17 protein-coding genes are annotated in these 16,984 nt (G+C 68.9%); 8 read left to right on the top strand and 9 right to left on the bottom strand.

Annotation, left to right across the window (positions count from 1 at the left end; all coding sequences use genetic code 11):
- Positions 1–41: 41 nt before the first annotated feature.
- Both CGU35_RS02110 and CGU35_RS02105 read right to left on the bottom strand, forming a co-directional pair.
- The gene (locus CGU35_RS02110; protein ID WP_198519494.1) at positions 42–1,175 is read right to left on the bottom strand and encodes a fatty acid desaturase family protein; all 1,134 of its coding nucleotides are present in this window, start codon (positions 1,173–1,175) and stop codon (positions 42–44) included.
- A gap of 76 nt (positions 1,176–1,251) precedes the next feature.
- On the bottom strand, positions 1,252–2,046 hold the full coding sequence (locus tag CGU35_RS02105) for an SDR family oxidoreductase (protein ID WP_100809971.1): 795 nt from the start codon (positions 2,044–2,046) through the stop codon (positions 1,252–1,254).
- Between the two features lie 204 nt (positions 2,047–2,250).
- On the opposite strand from CGU35_RS02105, the gene CGU35_RS02100 reads away from it, so the two are divergent.
- On the top strand, positions 2,251–3,534 hold the full coding sequence (locus tag CGU35_RS02100) for an HNH endonuclease signature motif containing protein (RefSeq protein ID WP_157813869.1): 1,284 nt from the start codon (positions 2,251–2,253) through the stop codon (positions 3,532–3,534).
- Between the two features lie 93 nt (positions 3,535–3,627).
- On the opposite strand, the gene CGU35_RS02095 is transcribed toward CGU35_RS02100, so the two are convergent.
- From CGU35_RS02095 to CGU35_RS02080, 4 genes are read right to left on the bottom strand one after another with little or no spacing between them, the layout of a single operon-like run.
- A complete protein-coding gene (locus CGU35_RS02095) occupies positions 3,628–4,596 on the bottom strand; it encodes an NAD-dependent epimerase/dehydratase family protein (protein ID WP_100810098.1) in 969 nt (322 codons plus the stop codon).
- A complete protein-coding gene (locus CGU35_RS02090) occupies positions 4,593–7,241 on the bottom strand; it encodes an alpha/beta fold hydrolase (RefSeq protein ID WP_100809969.1) in 2,649 nt (882 codons plus the stop codon). Before CGU35_RS02090 ends, CGU35_RS02095 begins: the two co-directional genes overlap by 4 nt.
- Before the next feature lie 17 nt (positions 7,242–7,258).
- The gene (locus CGU35_RS02085) at positions 7,259–8,281 is read right to left on the bottom strand and encodes a 3-oxoacyl-ACP synthase III (protein WP_232711110.1); all 1,023 of its coding nucleotides are present in this window, start codon (positions 8,279–8,281) and stop codon (positions 7,259–7,261) included.
- A 44-nt stretch (positions 8,282–8,325) separates the two neighbouring features.
- Positions 8,326–9,654: an Acg family FMN-binding oxidoreductase gene (locus CGU35_RS02080; RefSeq protein ID WP_100809967.1), complete on the bottom strand. Its 1,329-nt coding sequence runs from the start codon at positions 9,652–9,654 to the stop codon at positions 8,326–8,328.
- Positions 9,655–9,921: 267 nt separating this feature from the next.
- On the opposite strand from CGU35_RS02080, the gene CGU35_RS02075 reads away from it, so the two are divergent.
- The 6 genes from CGU35_RS02075 to CGU35_RS02055 all read left to right on the top strand — a co-directional run bounded on the left by CGU35_RS02075 (position 9,922) and on the right by CGU35_RS02055 (position 13,193).
- The gene (locus tag CGU35_RS02075; protein WP_232711109.1) at positions 9,922–10,521 is read left to right on the top strand and encodes a DoxX family protein; all 600 of its coding nucleotides are present in this window, start codon (positions 9,922–9,924) and stop codon (positions 10,519–10,521) included.
- Between the two features lie 127 nt (positions 10,522–10,648).
- Entirely contained in the window at positions 10,649–11,332 is a 684-nt protein-coding gene (locus CGU35_RS02070; RefSeq protein ID WP_100809966.1) for an HAD family hydrolase, read from the top strand.
- A gap of 48 nt (positions 11,333–11,380) precedes the next feature.
- Positions 11,381–11,545, top strand: coding sequence for a hypothetical protein (locus CGU35_RS18085; RefSeq protein ID WP_157813868.1), 165 nt, complete (start codon positions 11,381–11,383; stop codon positions 11,543–11,545).
- A 19-nt stretch (positions 11,546–11,564) separates the two neighbouring features.
- Positions 11,565–12,290 carry a DUF72 domain-containing protein gene (locus tag CGU35_RS02065; protein WP_258034468.1) on the top strand — a complete coding sequence of 242 codons (726 nt, stop codon included), beginning with the start codon at positions 11,565–11,567 and terminating at the stop codon, positions 12,288–12,290.
- Between the two features lie 47 nt (positions 12,291–12,337).
- Positions 12,338–12,769: a helix-turn-helix transcriptional regulator gene (locus CGU35_RS02060; RefSeq protein ID WP_100810095.1), complete on the top strand. Its 432-nt coding sequence runs from the start codon at positions 12,338–12,340 to the stop codon at positions 12,767–12,769.
- A gap of 10 nt (positions 12,770–12,779) precedes the next feature.
- The gene (locus CGU35_RS02055) at positions 12,780–13,193 is read left to right on the top strand and encodes a VOC family protein (RefSeq protein WP_100810096.1); all 414 of its coding nucleotides are present in this window, start codon (positions 12,780–12,782) and stop codon (positions 13,191–13,193) included.
- A gap of 15 nt (positions 13,194–13,208) precedes the next feature.
- On the opposite strand, the gene CGU35_RS02050 is transcribed toward CGU35_RS02055, so the two are convergent.
- From CGU35_RS02050 to CGU35_RS02040, 3 genes are all read right to left on the bottom strand, one after another.
- On the bottom strand, positions 13,209–13,898 hold the full coding sequence (locus CGU35_RS02050) for an esterase/lipase family protein (protein WP_181003497.1): 690 nt from the start codon (positions 13,896–13,898) through the stop codon (positions 13,209–13,211).
- Entirely contained in the window at positions 13,895–14,686 is a 792-nt protein-coding gene (locus CGU35_RS02045; protein ID WP_100809964.1) for an alpha/beta fold hydrolase, read from the bottom strand. The genes CGU35_RS02050 and CGU35_RS02045 overlap by 4 nt, the downstream gene beginning before the upstream one ends.
- A 162-nt stretch (positions 14,687–14,848) precedes the next feature.
- Positions 14,849–15,868, bottom strand: a complete 1,020-nt coding sequence (locus CGU35_RS02040) for a glycerophosphodiester phosphodiesterase family protein (RefSeq protein WP_100809963.1) — start codon at positions 15,866–15,868, stop codon at positions 14,849–14,851.
- Between the two features lie 168 nt (positions 15,869–16,036).
- Here CGU35_RS02040 and CGU35_RS02035 point away from each other — a divergent pair, with 168 nt between their 5' ends.
- A complete protein-coding gene (locus CGU35_RS02035; RefSeq protein WP_100809962.1) occupies positions 16,037–16,975 on the top strand; it encodes a Bax inhibitor-1/YccA family protein in 939 nt (312 codons plus the stop codon).
- The last annotated feature ends 9 nt before the right edge of the window (positions 16,976–16,984 follow it).

Raw genomic sequence — 16,984 nt, 5'->3', positions numbered from 1 at the left:
CGGACGAAAACCATCACGCGGCCGAGATCGTAGCGCCCGCGTCAGCGCAGCTGGGTCGCCAGAGGGCAGTCGAAGGGATCGGCGTACTTCAGCCCGACCTTCTGCAGGTACCTCAGCACGATCCGGTACGACCCGACCAGGGTGGTCTCGGTATACGCGATCCCCTCCGCGGCACAGAAGGCGCGCACGACGGGTCGGGCCCGGCTCAGGTTCACGCTCGGCATGCTGGGAAAGAGGTGGTGCTCGATCTGGAAGTTCAGTCCGCCCATGCCGGTCGCCACCAGCGGGCCACCGCTGATGTTGCGGGACGTCAGTGTCTGCCGGCGCAGGAAGTCGATCGACATGTCCTTGGGGATGATCGCCATGCCCTTGTGATTGGGGGCGAAGCTGCCTCCCATGTAGACACCGAAGATCGCGAGCTGCACCCCCATGAATGCGAGTCCCATCAGCGGCCCCGCCGCAAGCAGAACCAGGATCGGGAATCCGATCAAACGGATGGCGAGCAGCGCCGCCTCCAGGCCACGGGCCTTGACGGGTTCGCGGCCGACCACGGCCTTCACCGCATTGATGTGCAGGTCGACCCCGGCGAGCGTGAGGATGGGGAAGAAGAACCAGTGCTGCCGCGCCATGATCGCTGCGCGCCAGCCGGTGTGCTTCGCAGCATCCTCCTGTGTGAAGACGATGGCACCGGGGACGATGTCGCCGTCCTTGCCGACCTTGTTCGGGTTCGCGTGGTGCTTGGAATGCTTGTTCATCCACCACCCGTAGCTCAGGCCGACCAGCAGGTTCCCGAAGATGCGCGAGACCCATTCATTGCGTTTTCCCGAGGCGAAGATCTGCTTGTGCGCGCCATCGTGCGCCAGGAAGGCCGTCTGAGTGAACAGCACCGCGAAGAAGACGGCCACCAGAAGCTGCCACGGCGACGAGCCCAGACTGAACAACGCCACGAATCCGCCGACATAGCCGGCGAGCAGGATCAGACTGCGAACCAGATACCAGCCCCGGCGACGCTCCATCAGACCCATGCCCTTGATGGTGTTCGCAAGCTCGGCGTAGGTGCTGCCGTTGCGCTCCTGCGCTCCCCCGGGCGCGACCCGCCGCGGGACCGTGGTGCGCACACCTGTCGAGGTCGGACCGATCCCGGTCGCGCGGTCGAGAGTCCCCTGAGTAGCCATATCAAAACGCTACGGACAGCCTCCCTGGAGCGCGTCCCGCCATGGAGCGCATTCGACCCGCTACCCCGGTAGCGGGTCAGGCCGGGCGCCAGTAATCCGATTCGATGTGCGACCCGGCCTGAGGCCCCATCTGCAGCATCCCGCCGTCCACGGCGTATGAGGTACCCGTCACGTACGACGCCGCGGGTGACGCGAGGAACGCGACGACCGCAGCGATCTCGCGGGCATCGCCCGGCCGACCGAGCGGTACACCCGGACGATCGGTGCCTCGCGGATCCTCGTCTTCCTGCCCGGTCATGGGTGTCGCGATCTCTCCCGGAGCGACCGAATTCGACGTAATCCCCTCGCGTCCGAGCTCGAGGGCGATGGTCTTCATGAGGCCGCCGAGACCGTGCTTGGCAGCGTCGTACGCCGCCGAACCGACCCGGGGCTGATGCTCGTGGACGCTCGTGATCGCGATGAGTCGGCCGCCGCTGCCCCCAACCATGTGCCGGGCTGCGCGCTGCAGGCAGACGAAGGCCCCCTCGAGGTCGACGCTCACCGTGTGGCGCCACTGTTCGAGGGTCAGTTCGAGGAACGGTGCGTTGTCGCCTGTGCCGGCGTTGTTCACGAACACGTCGAGCCCACCGAGTTCGGCCGTCAGCTCGTCGATGACGTCGCCGCACGCGGGGATGTCCGAGGTATCGAGTCTTCGCACGACCGCCCGCCGACCGAGCGCCTCGACTTCGCGTACGGTGTCGCGGGCGCCTTCCTCATCCGAGTGCCAGGTGACACCGACGTCCATTCCGGCCGCGGCGAGCGCGACGGCGGTCGCCTTGCCGATACCCGAATCGGAGCCGGTCACGATCGCGCGCGTGGGCTGGAATGTCATGCATCGAGGATCGTCCGCGCGAGAATTGTGCGGTACGGGGTTGACAGAGTATGTGCAGGTCCCGCCGCTTCTTCAATTCCCGTGCGGCCACGATTCGCGAGGCGTCGTGAGATGTGAGGACTCTCATTTTCTCGTTGAGATTTCGCCGTGATTTGGGGGCTTTTCGCGTCTCCGATGTCGGTGGTCATCCGTAGAGTTTCGAACATGCATTCGAACTGCGACGACGCCGAAACGACTGGGGTGGACGCGATCGCGCGCGAGCTCGCCGGGGAGGGCATCGACGCCCGGCGGGCGATGGCGCGCGCGGAAGCCGCGCTCGCGCGAGTGTTCGCGAAAGCCGCACACGTCGGTGCGCGCCGGGTCGCGGAACTCGCCTCACCCTCCTCCCGCGAAGCAGAGCTGCCGTATCGTGCTCTGGCGGCAGAGCTCGGTGCCGCAATGAACATGTCCGATCGCACCGTCCAACGCCGCATGAACGACGCCGCCGTGTTGGACGAGTCGTTCCCCGCGACGTTCGCGGCGTGGGAAGACGGACGGATTGCTGGCGGCCATGTTGCGGTGATCATGGAACACGGACTACCGCTCAAAGATGCTCAGGCGCGGGCGGAGTTCGAGACTGAAGCGCTCACCCGTGCCGAAGGGACCACCCCGGGGCGGCTCGGGGCATCGTTGGCGCGTCTCGCGGAATCCCTGCAGCCGTGCCCGCTCGCGGAGCGCCACAAGGAAGCACGCGCGTCGCGGGGTGCGTGCGTTCGAGACATCGGGGACGGGATGGCGGAGTTCATCTCAACCCAACCCGCCGTGTTGGCGCATGCAATGCACGACCGCATCACCCAGCAGGCCCGAGCGTTGAAGAATGCAGACCCGACCGACACGCGAACACTGGACCAGATCCGTGCCGACCTCGTCGCGGACATGATGCTCACCACCACGCCCACCGTCGAAACCGGCGCCGGGCTGTCAGATGGGCTTGGAGGTCTTGGAGCGATCAAGGCGATCGTGAACGTCACGGTGCCTGCGCTCGCGCTGGCCGGAGTGACGGACGAGGCGGCCGAGCTGGTCGGGCGGCGCCCGATCGACCCGGCCACTGCCCGCCAGCTCGCGGGGTACGCGACCGGGTGGGATCGGGTCCTGGCTGACCCGATCGCCGGGTGCGTGCTCGCGGTCGACCGGTACACCCCGTCGGCGGACATGAAGCGGTTCCTGCGGGCGAGGGATCAGCACTGCCGATTCCCCGGGTGCCGGCAACCCGCGCACCTGTGCGACCGGGACCACACCCTCGACTACGCGTTGGGCGGTGAAACCGCCGTCTGCAACCTCGCCTGCCTCTGCAAACGACACCACACCCTCAAGGGCGAAACGGCGTGGACCGTCCGCCAACTCGGCGGCGGAGTCCTCGAATGGACCTCCCCAGGCGGCCACGTCTACATCGATACGCCACCCCCGGCGATCCACTTCACCCCGAACACGGATCCGCCCCCGTTCTAGGGTGCGCACACCCTCTCGGTAACTGCGCTCGTCGAAGTGACCCGTTGCGCCGCGCCCGTGCGCGCCTACGCGCGGTCGTGGCGCGGCGAACGTTCAGGAGCCGGCGTGCGCGGCGAGTCGGCGGAGCCCTTCGTCGATGCTGACGGTCGGAGCCCAATCCAGGGCTTGCCGCGTACCACGCTGGTCGAACCAGTGCGCGGTCGACAGCTGCTCCGCCAGGAACCGCGTCATGGGCGGCTCGTCCTCGCCGGGGCGCAGCGCCCACGCCAGCTCGATGAGCGACCCGGCCGCGCGGGCGACCCCCGCCGGGATGCTCCACCGCGGGGGCCGCACCCCCGACGCTAGGCAGATGCCCGCGAGCAGTTCGCCGACGGATCGCGGTTCGCCGTTGGTGATGACGAAGGCGCGGCCGCGAGCGGTATCGGCACGGTGCAGGGCCGCGACGATTCCGGTCGCCGCGTTGTCGACGTAGGTCGAGTCGATGAGGGCCCGTCCGCCGTCGAGCAGGGGCAGTCGCCCCCGACGGGCACGATCGAGGATCCGGCCGACGAGCTGCGTGTCGCCCGGTCCCCAGACGAGGTGCGGGCGCACCGCGACGACCCGCATCGCGTCGGAGTCGCGTCCGAGCGCGATCAGCTCGGCCTCGGCCTTCGTCCGCGCGTACTCGCCGCGAGCGTCCGTCGGCGAGGCCGGCTCGGCACCCACTCCGGCGAGCGCTGCGCCCGCGTGCGCGACCGACGGCGACGAAACCTGCACGAAACGGGATGCGCCGGCCCGCTCGGCCGCGTCGAGCAGCGCCCGCGTCCCCTCGACGTTGACCGCGCGGAACTCCGCGGGATCCCCCGCCAACGACACCTTCGCGGCGAGGTGAACGACGCCTTCGGCTCCGTCGACCACCCGCGCGACGGCGGCGGCATCGGTTATCGAGCCGAGCACATCCGTAACCCCGTCGACGCGCGAGGGTCGACGCTGCAGGGCGCGGACGTCGTGTCCGGATGCGACGAGCTCGGCCGCGACCGCGCGGCCGAGGTATCCGGACGCTCCCGTGACGGCGACGATCACGGCCGCGTCATCCGTCCGCCCGCGAGTGTGCGCTCCGCCCACTCGGACAGCCGCGTGCGGTCGATCTTGGAGTTGTGACGGATGTCGGTGGGCAGGTGCGGCACGACCAGCACCGCGACGAGGGGCAGGGCGGTGCATCCGCGGACGTCCGCTGTCAGCTCGGGCGATGCCAAGCCCGGGCGCGCGACTGCCGGGGCCGTCTCGACGACCGCCACGGCTTGCCGGAGACCCTGGGGCCCCATGCCGACGACGGCTGCGCGGCGCACGGATGTCGAGGCCTCGATCTGTTGCTCGGGCCCGACCGGCGCGACGGGACCGTCGGCCGTGACGAGCACGTGCGGCAGACGCCCCTCGATCCAGAGTCGCCCCTCGGCGTCGAGGTGACCGACGTCGCCCGTGCGGTGCCAGCGACCCTCGGCGGGAGTGTCGCGAACGGCACCCCGATCGGTGAGCCACAGGCGGTCGTACGACGTCTTCAGGTGCTCGGCCGAGACGACGACCTCGCCCAGCACCCCGGGCTCGTCGCTCGGGGCGCCGACAGCCCGTCCCGACGCGTCCAACGCACTGATCAGCACACGGTTGGACCCGATCGCGGAGCCGACGCAGACGCCGCGGTCGGCGGCATCCGACACCGCGCGGATGCCGGCGAGCGTCACGTCCGTGACGAGCAGGCACTCGGTCATGCCGTACGGGGTGTGCGGCTCGGCATTGGGCATGAGCTGCGCCGCCGCGGCGAGAAGCGGTTCGCCGACGGGAGCGCCCGTCGACAGGAACGTGCGCACCCGCTCGAGCGCGCGGCGATCGTCGGCGGAGAGGGCGGCGGCGGTCGCGACGACGTTCAGGATCGCGGCGGGCGAGAGGAACACGATGCGGGCATCGGAGGCCCTGACCGCGGCCGCGACAGCGCGCGCCGTGAGGGTGCGCGGCGCCGAGACATCCATGTCGGGAGTCGCCGAACGCGTGCCGAGCGCGGGCCCCAGCAGCGCGAACGGCGCGAAACCGGTGACCAGGCCCGTATCCCCGCTCACCTCGAAGTGAGCCGCGAGCACATCGCGCAGCGCCGAGAGCTGACGATGCGTGTAGGCGACGCCCTTCGCGGGACCGGTCGATCCCGACGTGAACAGGATCGCCGCGGGATCGTCGGCAGCCGGTTCGGGGGGAAGCGGAGCCGAAGCCCTCGCCCGAGCGATCGCCGTGAGGTCGTGCGAAACACCGAGAAGCCGTGCGGATGCTCGGGGCAGGCGCGCGACCGAGATGCGCGTGCCGGGCCACCCCAGTGCCCGGGCGGCTGAGAGCCCCGGCAGCTCGCCGATCACGACATCCGGCCAGGCACCCCGCACGGCGCGCGAGAGTCCGCGGACGCCGAGCCCGGCGTCCGCGACGACCACAACAGCGCCGATGCGCAGGCACGCGTAGATCACGGCCGTCAGCGTCGGCCCCGGGGGCACGAGCACCGACACGCGCTGCCCCTTCTGCACACCGATGCGCGCGAGTCCCGCGGCCAGGCTCCGCACCCGATCGTCGAGCTGTCGCCAGCTGACGCGGCGCTCGCCCCCCGCGCCCCTGCCCGCGGCCATGTCGATGATCGCGACATCGTCGTCGTCGCGGCGCGCCTCGAGCGCGGCCCACAGCGGCGTGAAGGGAACCGGGGCGGAGACATCCGCTGATTCTCTCGGAGCGGCCTCGTCCAGTCTCCCGGCCAGACGCTCGGCGTTGTCACCCAGCCACGTCAGGATCGCGTCCGCGTACGAGCGGTCCTCGGCGATCAGGTGCCCGGCGCCCTCGAAGCGGTGCACGTCGGCGTGCGGCAGCCGGTCGATCAGGTCGTCGAGGTAGCGGTCGCCGAAGATCGGATCCTTCGGCCCCCACAGCAGCAGCGCCGGAACCTCGAGCTCGGTAACACCGGCGGCGATGCGCTGCAGCTCGGCGAAACCCGGATCGGCGGCATCCACCGGAATGTCCGCGACGAAGCCGCCAATCCCGTGTCGCCGCGCGGCGGTTCGGTATGGCGCGCGGAAGGCATCCTTGACCTCGGGCGCGAGCGGCGGCTGAGCGAGGGCGAGTGTGGTTTCGAGAAACGCGGGAGTCGAGACGGTGGATGCCGCGAGCACACCGCGGGCCCCCGCGAGCCGCAGCGGCGCGGGGATCGGAACACCCTCGGGGTGGTGCACGGCGGTGTTGAGCGTGATGACTCCGGCGAGCATCTCGGGGTGATCGACCGCCCAGCCCAGCGAGATCACGCCACCCCAGTCGTGACCGAGCGTGATCACCGGGCCTTCGAGGCCCAGGTCTTCGGTGAAGTCGGCGAGGTCGGTCACCCGCTGCGGCAGCGTGCGGGTCGTGCCGGTACGCGCCGAGAAACCCATGTCGAGCTGGTCGACCGCGATGACGCGCCAGGCGGGCCCGCCCTTCTCGGCCGCTCGCAGCGATGCCGACGCGAGGCGGCGCCACAGGTACGACCACGTCGGGTTGCCGTGCACCGCGAGGATCGTGCCGACGACCTCGCCGCCGCCCGGCCGCACGAGGCGCGCGAGTTCGTCACCCGTGTCGAGGTAGTGCCACTCCCGCGAGACATCCGTTCCCCGGTGGCGCACGAGGCGCGTGCGGCTGAAACGGATGTCGAGCTCAGGCAACCCTGCGAGCATCCGCCGATCGGCGTCAGTCACCAGGCGAGCTCCATCATGGCCGTGTTCAGGCCCGAGCCGACGCCCATCAGCAGTACCCGGTCGCCCTTCTTCAGGCTGGCCTGCTCTTCGACGAGAGTGATCGGAACCGAGGCCGGGCCGATGTTGCCATAGTGCGGGAAGGTCGTCGGAACGCGGGATGCGTCCAGGTTCACGGCCTTGACGATCGCGTGGGTGTGGATCGACGACACCTGGTGCGTGATGTACCGGTTCATCGACTTCCAGTCCCACTCGCTCGACGCGTCCTTCCACGCCGAGACCACCAGGTCCAGGCCGCCCTTCAAGAGCGCCTTCGCGTCGGTGAACATGCCGTCGACGCTGCCGACGCAGAGCCTGTGGAACTCCGTCGCGGCACGCGTCACGCCCCCGAGAATCCGGTGCCCCTCGGGGTGCTCGTCGGCGCGTCCGAGCACGGCCGCGGCAGAGCCCGAGCCCAGCGTCAACGACGCGAACTCGCTCATGAAGCCGTCGCGATCACCGTCGGCGTGCAGCAGACGCTCGATCGTATTGATCTGGATCTCGTCGGCGTCCTCGCCCGCAACGACGACGGCGTACCGGATCTGCCCGGACTCGATCATCGTCGCGGCGAGCGACATGCCGTTGATGAAGCCGAGGCAGGCATTGGCGATGTCGAAGTTGACCGCGGAGCTCGGCAGGTCGAGGCCATGGTGCAGGGCGACGGCGACGGATGGCTCGAGGTTCGTTCGCGTGACGGAGGTGTTGATCAGCAGCCCGACCTCGGACGCGCTGACGCCGGCTTCGGCGAGCGCCTGCCGGCCCGCCGAGATGGTCGACGCGTCGGCGGTCTCGCCCGCGGCCCAGTTGCGGCGTTCGAGCACACCCGCGACGCGTTTCAGCAGTCCGCTGCGCAGCTTCAGTCGCTTGAGAGAAGGCGCGAGGCGATCCTCGATCTCGTCAGAGGTCGTCACACGACCGGGAAGAACGCTCGCAACGGAAAGCAACGCGACGTTGCTGAAGCGGGCGGTGGCATTGCCGGGCACAGAGTCTCCTTCAGGGGGGCCGATGCATTCCCCCTCATATGGTTTTACCTCACTCTGTCTGTGCATTGGCGGGGTTGCATACGAAGGCGGTCGCGTCTATCTCTCAAAGCATGCGTCTCATCGGGTCGTTGGCGCCCATCGGTCGGGTGCCACCAGCGTTTCTCGACGAGCAGATCGCCGGCATCGCGACGCATCGTGGGCGGGTAATCGACCGTCGGCGTACCGAGCCGGACGAGCATCTGGATGGTGCCCCCGTCTGTGGCGTATGCGGAGTGGATGGCAGCCCGCTCGGCCCTCATCGACGGGTACTCCTCGAGGACCTGACTGACCGGCTGGACGACGAGCCCCATGCTGCGAGCGCGCAGCGACACTTGTGCGTAGAGCATCCCGGACCGGACCTGATCGATCCGGGTGTTGCCCGCCGTTTCGAGCACGATGTACGCGGGGGTGTGCACCGCGCCATTCGTCGCGAGCGCGACGGCTCGTTCGGCGGCCGCCTCGGCGCTGTTGGTGCCCGGGAGCAGAGTCGTCAGGCCCTGCAGGAGGTACTTCATGAAGCCGTCGGTTCCCTGCCCCTCGACCGCGAAGCCCGAGCGCGTCTCGTTCTTGCGGTATTCGTTGGAGCGGAAGATCCTCGCGCTCTCGGCCGCAACGGCCTGGTTCTCGGACTCGATGACGGTGCCGCGCACGGTCGCGGCACCGATCGCCGAGACGTCCTCACGGTCTCGGTGGACGGTCAGGGTGAGGCCTGTCATCGTGGCCAGCGCCTCGAGGTCGCTCGCCTGCTCGGCCGTCACCTCGATGGGCGCGTAGGGGCCGCGATTCGTGTCTGAGAGGAACAGTGACGCGTAGTCATCGCTGTTCGCATCGGAGCGAGGGCTGAGCACGATCCGGGCGACGGGGAGTTCGTCCATGCTGGCCGGCAGGTCCGCCTCGTCGTATGTCCCGTCGGGAAACAGCTCGATGGTGACATCCGTTCCGACGTGCCGTCCAGCAATCACGAGGTACTCCAAGAAGGTGCCCTGAGAGATCATCGTCTGCCGGGCGAGCGGGTCGACCTCGGGGGTCAGCCGGTGAGAATCCGTGTACAGATAGAGCACGTTTTCGTCGGCCTCGTCCAGGCGCACCCGCCATGGTTGTTCGTTGTGGCTGCTCGGCGCGAGCACGGCGCGCGCGACGAGTTGCATTCGCGGGTCATCGAACCTCGCGGCATATTCCTCGTCCCACGGTTCCCGATACGTGGCTGGGGCGAGGATGCCCCCGGCTATCAGGACCACGACCAGGAGCGTGGCCGCCAGCGCGACGATCGAACCGCCGACGATGGCGACGATCTTCACCCCCTTGCGGGTCGACCGGGGGCGTTGACCGTTCATGATCTTCTTTCAGCTGCCGTCGGGCTGCGGATCGGCCGGCCGCCAGCTCCACGCCGCCGTCACCCGCCGGGTACGACGCTCGCACCCCGCGGGGCGTCGCGGCAGGGCCGAAGGTCCCGGATGCCTCAGCACGACTCCATGCGGCCGGACACGCCGTCGTGCGGTGGGACCTTCGGCACTATTTCAGGGCGCTCGAGCGCGAGAACGTTGGGTCATCAGCCCAGCCGGTCAGCAGATACGGCGGGGAACCCTATCGAGGAGCATCCGGTGACGATCACCAGCGCACGCGCAACCATTTCCCTGTCCGGAGCCACCATGCCGCGCCAGGTCTCGGGCGAGCACGATACCCGGAATGTGACAGCCGGGACTGCGGCCGGCCGTTACTCCCTCGCAATCCTGCGATTGGCGACCGGCTTCATCTTCCTCTGGGCCTTTCTCGACAAGACCTTCGGCCTGGGCTTCTCGACCCCGCCCGAGCGCGCCTGGATGAATGGCGGCACCCCCAGCCAGGGATTCCTCAACAGTGACGCGGTCGTCGGTCCGCTCAAGGGGTTCTTCGCGAGCATCGCCAGCCCCCTGACCGACGTGCTGTTCATGGCCGGAATGCTCGGGATCGGCGTCGCGGTCATGCTCGGGATCGGCCTGCGGGTGAGCGCGGTCGTCGGTTCGGTGATCATGGTGCTGATGTACCTGGCCGAGTGGCCGTTCGCGCACCTGACGGCGTCGACCAACCCCCTCGTCGATTACCACATCATCTACGCCCTCGCCCTGATCGCGGTCGCCGCGACGTACGCCGGAGACACGTGGGGCTTCGGCATCCCGTGGCGCAAGCTGTCGATCGTGCGCAGCCAGCCCTGGCTGATCTGACCCCGCCCGTTCCGAGAGCGCCGCACCTGGATCCCCTCCGGGTGCGGCGCACTCGCGTTGCTGGCACACTCGGCCGGATTCCGCCAGCCCCTCGGCACCCCGGGGGGTCATGCCGTTTGCTGGAGTCATGTCTGCGTCATCCGCGGGTCCTGTGGCCGTCCTCTTCGACATCGACGGAACCCTCGTCGATTCCAACTACCTCCACATCGACGCCTGGAACAGGGCGTTCGTCGCCGTCGACCACCCGGTCGACGCATGGCGCATCCACCGCGCCATCGGCATGGACTCGGGCAAGCTCCTACAGAGCCTGCTCGGGGACGATGCCGATGCACTCGGCGACGCTGTGAAAACCGCGCACCAACGGCACTACTCGTCCACCACCGACAGGCTCCGGCCCTTCGCATCCGCTCGGGATCTGCTGCGAGAGCTCGCGAAACGTGGCCGCACCGTGGTTCTGGCCACGTCGGCACCCCAGCACGAACTCGACGCCCTCCTCGCCACGCTGGATGTGTCCGACGCGGTCGATGCGGTCACCTCGGGCGAGGATGTCGCGACAGCCAAGCCGGAGCCCGACCTGATCAACGTCGCACTCGAACGGGCGCGAGTCACCGCTGAGCAGGCGGTGCTGGTCGGCGACTCGGTCTGGGATATGTCGTCGGCAGCGCGGGCGGGGGTGGCGAGCATCGGCGTCCTCAGCGGCGGGTACGGCGCGGAAGAGCTTCTCGTGGCGGGCGCCGACGCGGTGTACGAGGATGTCGCTGACCTGTTGGTTCACCTCGACGACAGCCCGATCATGCGTGACGAGACCTGACGGCCCCAGATCCGGGGCGCAAGAACACGACAGAAGAAGGAGCAAGCGATGAACGAATCGACCGCGGGAACAGGCAACGGCCCCCTCGACGACGAACAGCGCCCGCAGCAATCGAACGATGCGGCCGCCGACGCCGGCTCGGAGTCACCCGAAGAGGGCGCCGCGGCGATGGATGATGCGGAAGACGCCGTGGTCGAACCCGACGCGGACTGAAGACGCCTCGTCCGGCGCCGTGGCACGCATCGGCACATCGGGGTGGAGCTACGACCACTGGGAGGCGGTGCTGTACCCGTCTGGGCTGCCCCCACGCGAGAGACTGGCGTGCTATGTGGCCGCTTTCGACACGGTCGAGCTGAATGCCTCGTTCTACCGCTGGCCTCCCCCGGCCACGTTCGCCTCGTGGCGACGGCGCTTGCCCGAGGGGTTCGAGATGGCCGTCAAAGCTCCCCGCGGACTGACGCACGCACGCCGCCTGCGCGAGCCCGAGAACTGGATCGAGCGGATGAGCGCGGGGCTGCACGAACTGGCCGGCCGCCGCGGACCGCTGCTCGTGCAGCTCCCGCCGACGATGGAGCGCGACGACGAGCGTCTGGACTGGTTTCTCGCCCGGCTGCCCGGATGGACGCAACCGGCGATCGAGTTCCGGCATCCGTCGTGGAACGATGAGGGCGTCTTCGAGCTGCTCGAGAGGCGTCGCGCGGCGTACTGCGTCATGAGCGGTGCGGGGTTGCCGTGCATCCTGCGCGCGACCTCCGACCTCGTCTACGTGCGGCTGCACGGACCCGACGATCGGGCCCTCTACGGCGGTTCGTACACGGACGACGCGCTCGCCTGGTGGGCGGATCGCATCCGGGAGTGGGAGGGCCAGGGGCGACGTGTCTACGCCTACTTCAACAACGACGGAGACGGCAACGCCGTGCGCAACGCCGAGACGCTGCGCACGGCGTTGACTCCGTGACACCCCGTGACACACCCGCGGCGACCTGGCAGCATGTCATCGTGAGCATGCCGACGCCCGCCGAACTGCGGGACCTCGCGTTGCTGCGCCGCGTCCGCGACCGCATCGACCGGGAGTACGCGCAGCCGCTGGATGTCGAAGCCCTTGCCCGGGGTGTGCACATGTCATCCGGACACCTCAGTCGCGCATTCCGCCGGGCGTTCGGCGAATCCCCGTACTCCTACCTCATGACGAGACGCATCGAACGCGCGATGATGCTGCTCCGCCAGGGCGACCAGAGCGTCACCGAGGTCGCCATCGCCGTCGGATGCGCATCCCTCGGCACGTTCAGCACCCGGTTCACCGAGCTCGTCGGCGTGCCCCCGAGCGCCTATCGCGATCGCGGCGCATCCGCGACCGACGGCATGCTGCCGTGCATCGCCAAACAGGTCACGCGACCGGTCAGGAATCGAGAAGCGGCGGGCGCCGCGCGTCGGTAGCGTGGCCGCCATGAACGTCACCATTCACTCCAGCTTCCTGCCCCACACGGACCCGGATGCCTCGCTCGCGTTCTATCGCGACGTGCTGGGCTTCGAGGTCCGCCTCGACGTCGGATACGAGAATCTGCGCTGGATCACGGTCGGCCCGGTCGGCCAACCCGACACCGCGATCGTCCTGCACCCGCCGACCGCGAACCCCGGCATCACCGAGGACGAGGGCCGGCTGCTGATGGAGCTCATCGCCAAGGGCACCTACTTCGGCGTGAATCTCGCCACCGACGACCTCGATGCCCTCTTCGCGACGCTCGAGTCGCGGGGCGCCGAGATCGTGCAGGAGCCGATCGAGCAGGACTACGGGGTGCGGGACTTCGCCGTCCGCGATCCCGCCGGCAACCTGATCCGCGTGCAAGAGAACAAGCGCTGAGCCCCCGGCCCGGGCTCAGCCGGTGAGCGCCTCGAGTTCTTCGAGCACGCGCGGGTCTTCGAGCACGCGGAAGTGCCCCATCGTGTCGAGCACGACGTTGCGCCCCCCGGGCAACGCGCTGCCCCCCGGGATGTGCGGGTCGAACCGCCCGTAGACCGACACGATGCGCGCGTCGATCGCCGTCTCGAGCAGCAGCGCGCGGATTGTCGCGTCGCGCGGCGAGAACCCGCGGAGCGCGGGATTGACGAAGTACCGGGCGTACCGGGATCCGGCGAAGGGCGTCGCAACCGCGAGCATCGCCGTGACGTGGGCGGGTGTCGCGCCCGAGATCATCGCCTGTTTGCCGATCAGGCCGCCCTTGCTGTGCGCGAGGATCACCGCGCCGCGCACATCCTGTTCGCGCAGGTACTCCACGACGGCGACGGCGCTCTCGGTGACCGGTCTGCCGTTGCGTCGGAGGGCGTCGACGACGTGCACCGGATGGCCCCGGTCGTGCAGCGCCGCGATGAGCGGGCGCATGAAGTGCCACGACTCGTAGATGCCGGGCAGCACCACGACGGGAGTGAGATGCCCCGTTCGGAATACGGTCGGGTCCGTGCGATCGAGTGCCCCCCGCGCCTGCGCCGCGATCGCGTACGCGTAGTCCCCCGCCCACGCCCCGAGCATCTCGAGACGCCGAGCGCGCCGTTGCGGGCGCGCCGTCATGCCACGCCCAAGAGGTGGCCGGTCCGGCGGCGCGATGCCAGGAAGGCGTCGATCGCGGATGCCACGGCCCGCGGCGCCGCGAACTGCACGACATGTCTGCACCCGGGCACGATCACGAGCGATCCGTCGTGCGCTCGATCTCGCAAACGCCGACACCAGTCGAGTCCGGCGACGGGGTCGTTCCCGCCCCGCACGACCAGCACCGGCACGGAGAGGTCCGCGATCCGCTCCTCGATCGGGTACGTCATCATGTGGCGAAGCTGGGTGAGATACCACGGCATGCCGCAGCGCACGTAGTCCGCGAAGACGATCGCGTTGACGCGCGGCGGTTCGCCGAGGGTATCCCGTGCGAGGGCGACGCTCTGCGCTCGCAGCGTCCGGCGCTCGTCGTCCGCGACCGGCCCTATCAGGACGACTCCCTCAGCGAGGTCGCGTCGCTGTCGGGCGAGTTCGACGATCCACTGCGCGCCCATCGAATGGCCGACGAGCACGGCGCGCGGTACGTTCAGCCGCTGCAGCACGGCGGCGAGCGCCCGCGCCATCCGTTCCTGTCCGAACTTCCCCCGAGGACGGCCGAACCGCCCGAACCCCGGGAGGTCGATCGAGTGCACGTCGCGCGAGCGCGCGAACTCGCGATGCAGGCGGGCGAAGTAGCGGTGCGACATCCCGATTCCGTGGATGAGCACGACGGGCGTCGGCTCGACCGCGGGTGCCGCGTCGGTGCGCGGCGCGAGGGACGAGTACGCACGGAACAGGCCCCCGTCGATGTCGATCTCGATCTGCCGCATGACCCGAGCCTGACAGCCCGGGCGCTATTTCTCGCTCACGGCCTTCGAGATCATCGTGTTCGCGCTCATCTTCGGGTGGATCGCGGTTTTCATCCGCTTCCTCGGGGTCACGGGTCAACGCGAAAGCGGCGCGACTTCCGCTCCCTGAGCAGCGTCCCCGCGTCAGCGCGCGAAGACGTCCATGCCGAGGTCGGGGTGGTCGACGAAGACGCCGTCGACGCCCGCATCCCGGATCACGCGCCACTCGGCCTCGTAGTCGCCGAGCGCCGCGCCGCCTCCCTTGCCGCGGAAATCCGCGACGAGGAAGGAGTTCTCGGGACGGCAGGTCCACACGAAGACCTTCAGCCCGCGCGCGTGGGCGTCCGCCACGACAGAGGTCGGTCCCGTCATCCGGCCGAGCTTGTTCGGCGCCAGGATCACACGCTTGTCGACGCTGATGCCGTCGAACCTGCCGACCAGAGCGTCGAGACCCTCGGGCTGCACGGTCTGCCGATAGGTCGGAGCGTCGTCGCCGAACGCGGCCACGAGGTCGAACGGCCGCCCGCCGGCTTCGATCAGGTAGATGTACTCGGCGCGAACACCGCGTTCGCGCAGGCGTTCCAGGACCGTCGACTCGAACGACTCGATCACGAGCGCGGGCGAATCGGACCATCCGCTCCGGCGCAGTTCGGCCTCGACGAGCGGAACGACGTCGAGGCCGACGCTCTCGAAGTACGTCGCGTGTTTGATCTCGAGCACCACGCCGATCGCACGCTGCTGCTCGTCCGACGCGGCGCGCACGAGATCGAGCACGTCCGCGAGGCGCAGGATCGGCTGCTGGTCGTCGAAGCTCGCGCTGGCCGGCCGGATCTTCGGCAGGCGCTCACGGCACTTCAGGGTCGCCAACTCGGCCCACGTGAAGTCCTCCGTGAACCAGCCGGTCAGCTCCGTGCCGTCCACCGTCTTCGTCGTCCGGCGGGTGGCGAACTCCGGTCGGGTCGAAACATCCGTCGTCCCCGAGATCTCGTTCTCGTGCCGTACCACCAGCACGCCGTCGCGCGTCGGCACGACATCGGGCTCGACCGCGTCGACGCCCATCGCCAGGGCCAAGTCGTAGGACGACCGGGTGTGCTCGGGACGATACCCCGGTGCGCCGCGATGACCGATCACGAGCGGCCGGCCGAACGTGCGGTCGAGAGGCATATTTCCAGGCTATCCGGGACGCGTTCGTCGACCGGGCGTATGACGGATGACAGGGCTCGCTCATAGCCGTCTCACAGCGGAATGCGGCGTCGGTGGGTGGGGTGTCGGATATCGTTGATGAACAGCACCCCGCTGTGGACCCCCATTTCTTGGAGTGTGAGCGAGGCGATGGCCTTCAACAATCCCGCATTCAACAGCCCGGCCTTCCAGGACCCGCGCGCCGTGAACACCTACCCCGGTGGATCGCAGGCCGCGAACCTCGGTGGTCGCACGCAGACCTCCGCGGCTACGCAGGCCGGCACCGATGCCGCCGCGCAGGCGCACCTCGAGGGCATGTACGCCGCGCCGCCGGCCGGTGCGATCGAAACCGACCGCATGACGGTCGAAGACACCGTCATGAAGACCCTCGGGCTGTTCGCGGTGCTTCTCGTGACCGCGGCCATCGGCTGGGTGTGGACGCTGGGCGGCCTGACGATCACGGGCGACCAGAACCAGACCACCAACATCGTTCCGTGGCTGATCGGTGCGCTCGGCGGTTTCGTGCTCGCGATGGTGGTCATCTTCACGTCGCGCAAGAAGGTCCGCCCCGCACTGATCCTCGCCTACGCCGCGTTCCAGGGTCTGTTCGTCGGTGGAATCTCGGCGTTCTACGAGGTGCAGTGGCCGGGCATCGTCATGCAGGCGACGCTCGCAACGCTCGCCGTCGTCGGCGTGACGCTCGCGCTCTTCGCGAACGGCAAGATCCGCGCGTCCAAGAAGGCGACGAAGATCTTCCTGATCGCGATGGTCGGCTATCTCGTGTTCTCGCTGCTGAACATCGTGCTCATGTGGACCGGGGTCCTTCCTGCGGGCCAGCAGTTCGGTCTGCTCAGCGCTTCGATCAGCATTCTCGGCATCAACATCCCGCTCGGTCTGATTATCGGCGTCCTCGTCGTCCTCATGGCCGCCTACTCGCTGGTGCTCGACTTCGACCAGATCCAGCAGGGTGTGCGCAACGGCGCCCCCCGCAAGCTCGCCTGGCTCGGTGCGTTCGGCATCATGGTCACGGTGATCTGGCTGTACGTCGAGATCCTGCGCATCATCGCGATCGTCCGCAGCAGCAACTGACGCTGCTCG

The organism is Microbacterium sp. BR1 (assembly GCF_002812725.1).
Lineage (GTDB): Bacteria > Actinomycetota > Actinomycetes > Actinomycetales > Microbacteriaceae > Microbacterium.
The sequence above is the reverse complement of the archived record's forward strand: the minus strand, read 5'-3'. Positions and strand labels throughout refer to the sequence as shown.

Excerpts from the sequence above, each read along its gene's own strand:
- CGU35_RS02080 (WP_100809967.1), bottom strand. The coding sequence starts at position 9,654 with ATGAACGGTCAACGCCCCCGGTCGACCCGCAAGGGGGTGAAGATCGTC.
- CGU35_RS02040 (WP_100809963.1), bottom strand. The coding sequence starts at position 15,868 with ATGCCTCTCGACCGCACGTTCGGCCGGCCGCTCGTGATCGGTCATCGC.
- CGU35_RS02070 (WP_100809966.1), top strand. The coding sequence starts at position 10,649 with ATGTCTGCGTCATCCGCGGGTCCTGTGGCCGTCCTCTTCGACATCGAC.
- CGU35_RS02100 (WP_157813869.1), top strand. The coding sequence starts at position 2,251 with ATGCATTCGAACTGCGACGACGCCGAAACGACTGGGGTGGACGCGATC.
- CGU35_RS02035 (WP_100809962.1), top strand. The coding sequence starts at position 16,037 with ATGGCCTTCAACAATCCCGCATTCAACAGCCCGGCCTTCCAGGACCCG.
- CGU35_RS02055 (WP_100810096.1), top strand. The coding sequence starts at position 12,780 with ATGAACGTCACCATTCACTCCAGCTTCCTGCCCCACACGGACCCGGAT.
- CGU35_RS02060 (WP_100810095.1), top strand. The coding sequence starts at position 12,338 with ATGCCGACGCCCGCCGAACTGCGGGACCTCGCGTTGCTGCGCCGCGTC.
- CGU35_RS02050 (WP_181003497.1), bottom strand. The coding sequence starts at position 13,898 with ATGACGGCGCGCCCGCAACGGCGCGCTCGGCGTCTCGAGATGCTCGGG.
- CGU35_RS02105 (WP_100809971.1), bottom strand. The coding sequence starts at position 2,046 with ATGACATTCCAGCCCACGCGCGCGATCGTGACCGGCTCCGATTCGGGT.
- CGU35_RS02045 (WP_100809964.1), bottom strand. The coding sequence starts at position 14,686 with ATGCGGCAGATCGAGATCGACATCGACGGGGGCCTGTTCCGTGCGTAC.
- CGU35_RS18085 (WP_157813868.1), top strand. The coding sequence starts at position 11,381 with ATGAACGAATCGACCGCGGGAACAGGCAACGGCCCCCTCGACGACGAA.
- CGU35_RS02110 (WP_198519494.1), bottom strand. The coding sequence starts at position 1,175 with ATGGCTACTCAGGGGACTCTCGACCGCGCGACCGGGATCGGTCCGACC.
- CGU35_RS02090 (WP_100809969.1), bottom strand. The coding sequence starts at position 7,241 with ATGCTCGCAGGGTTGCCTGAGCTCGACATCCGTTTCAGCCGCACGCGC.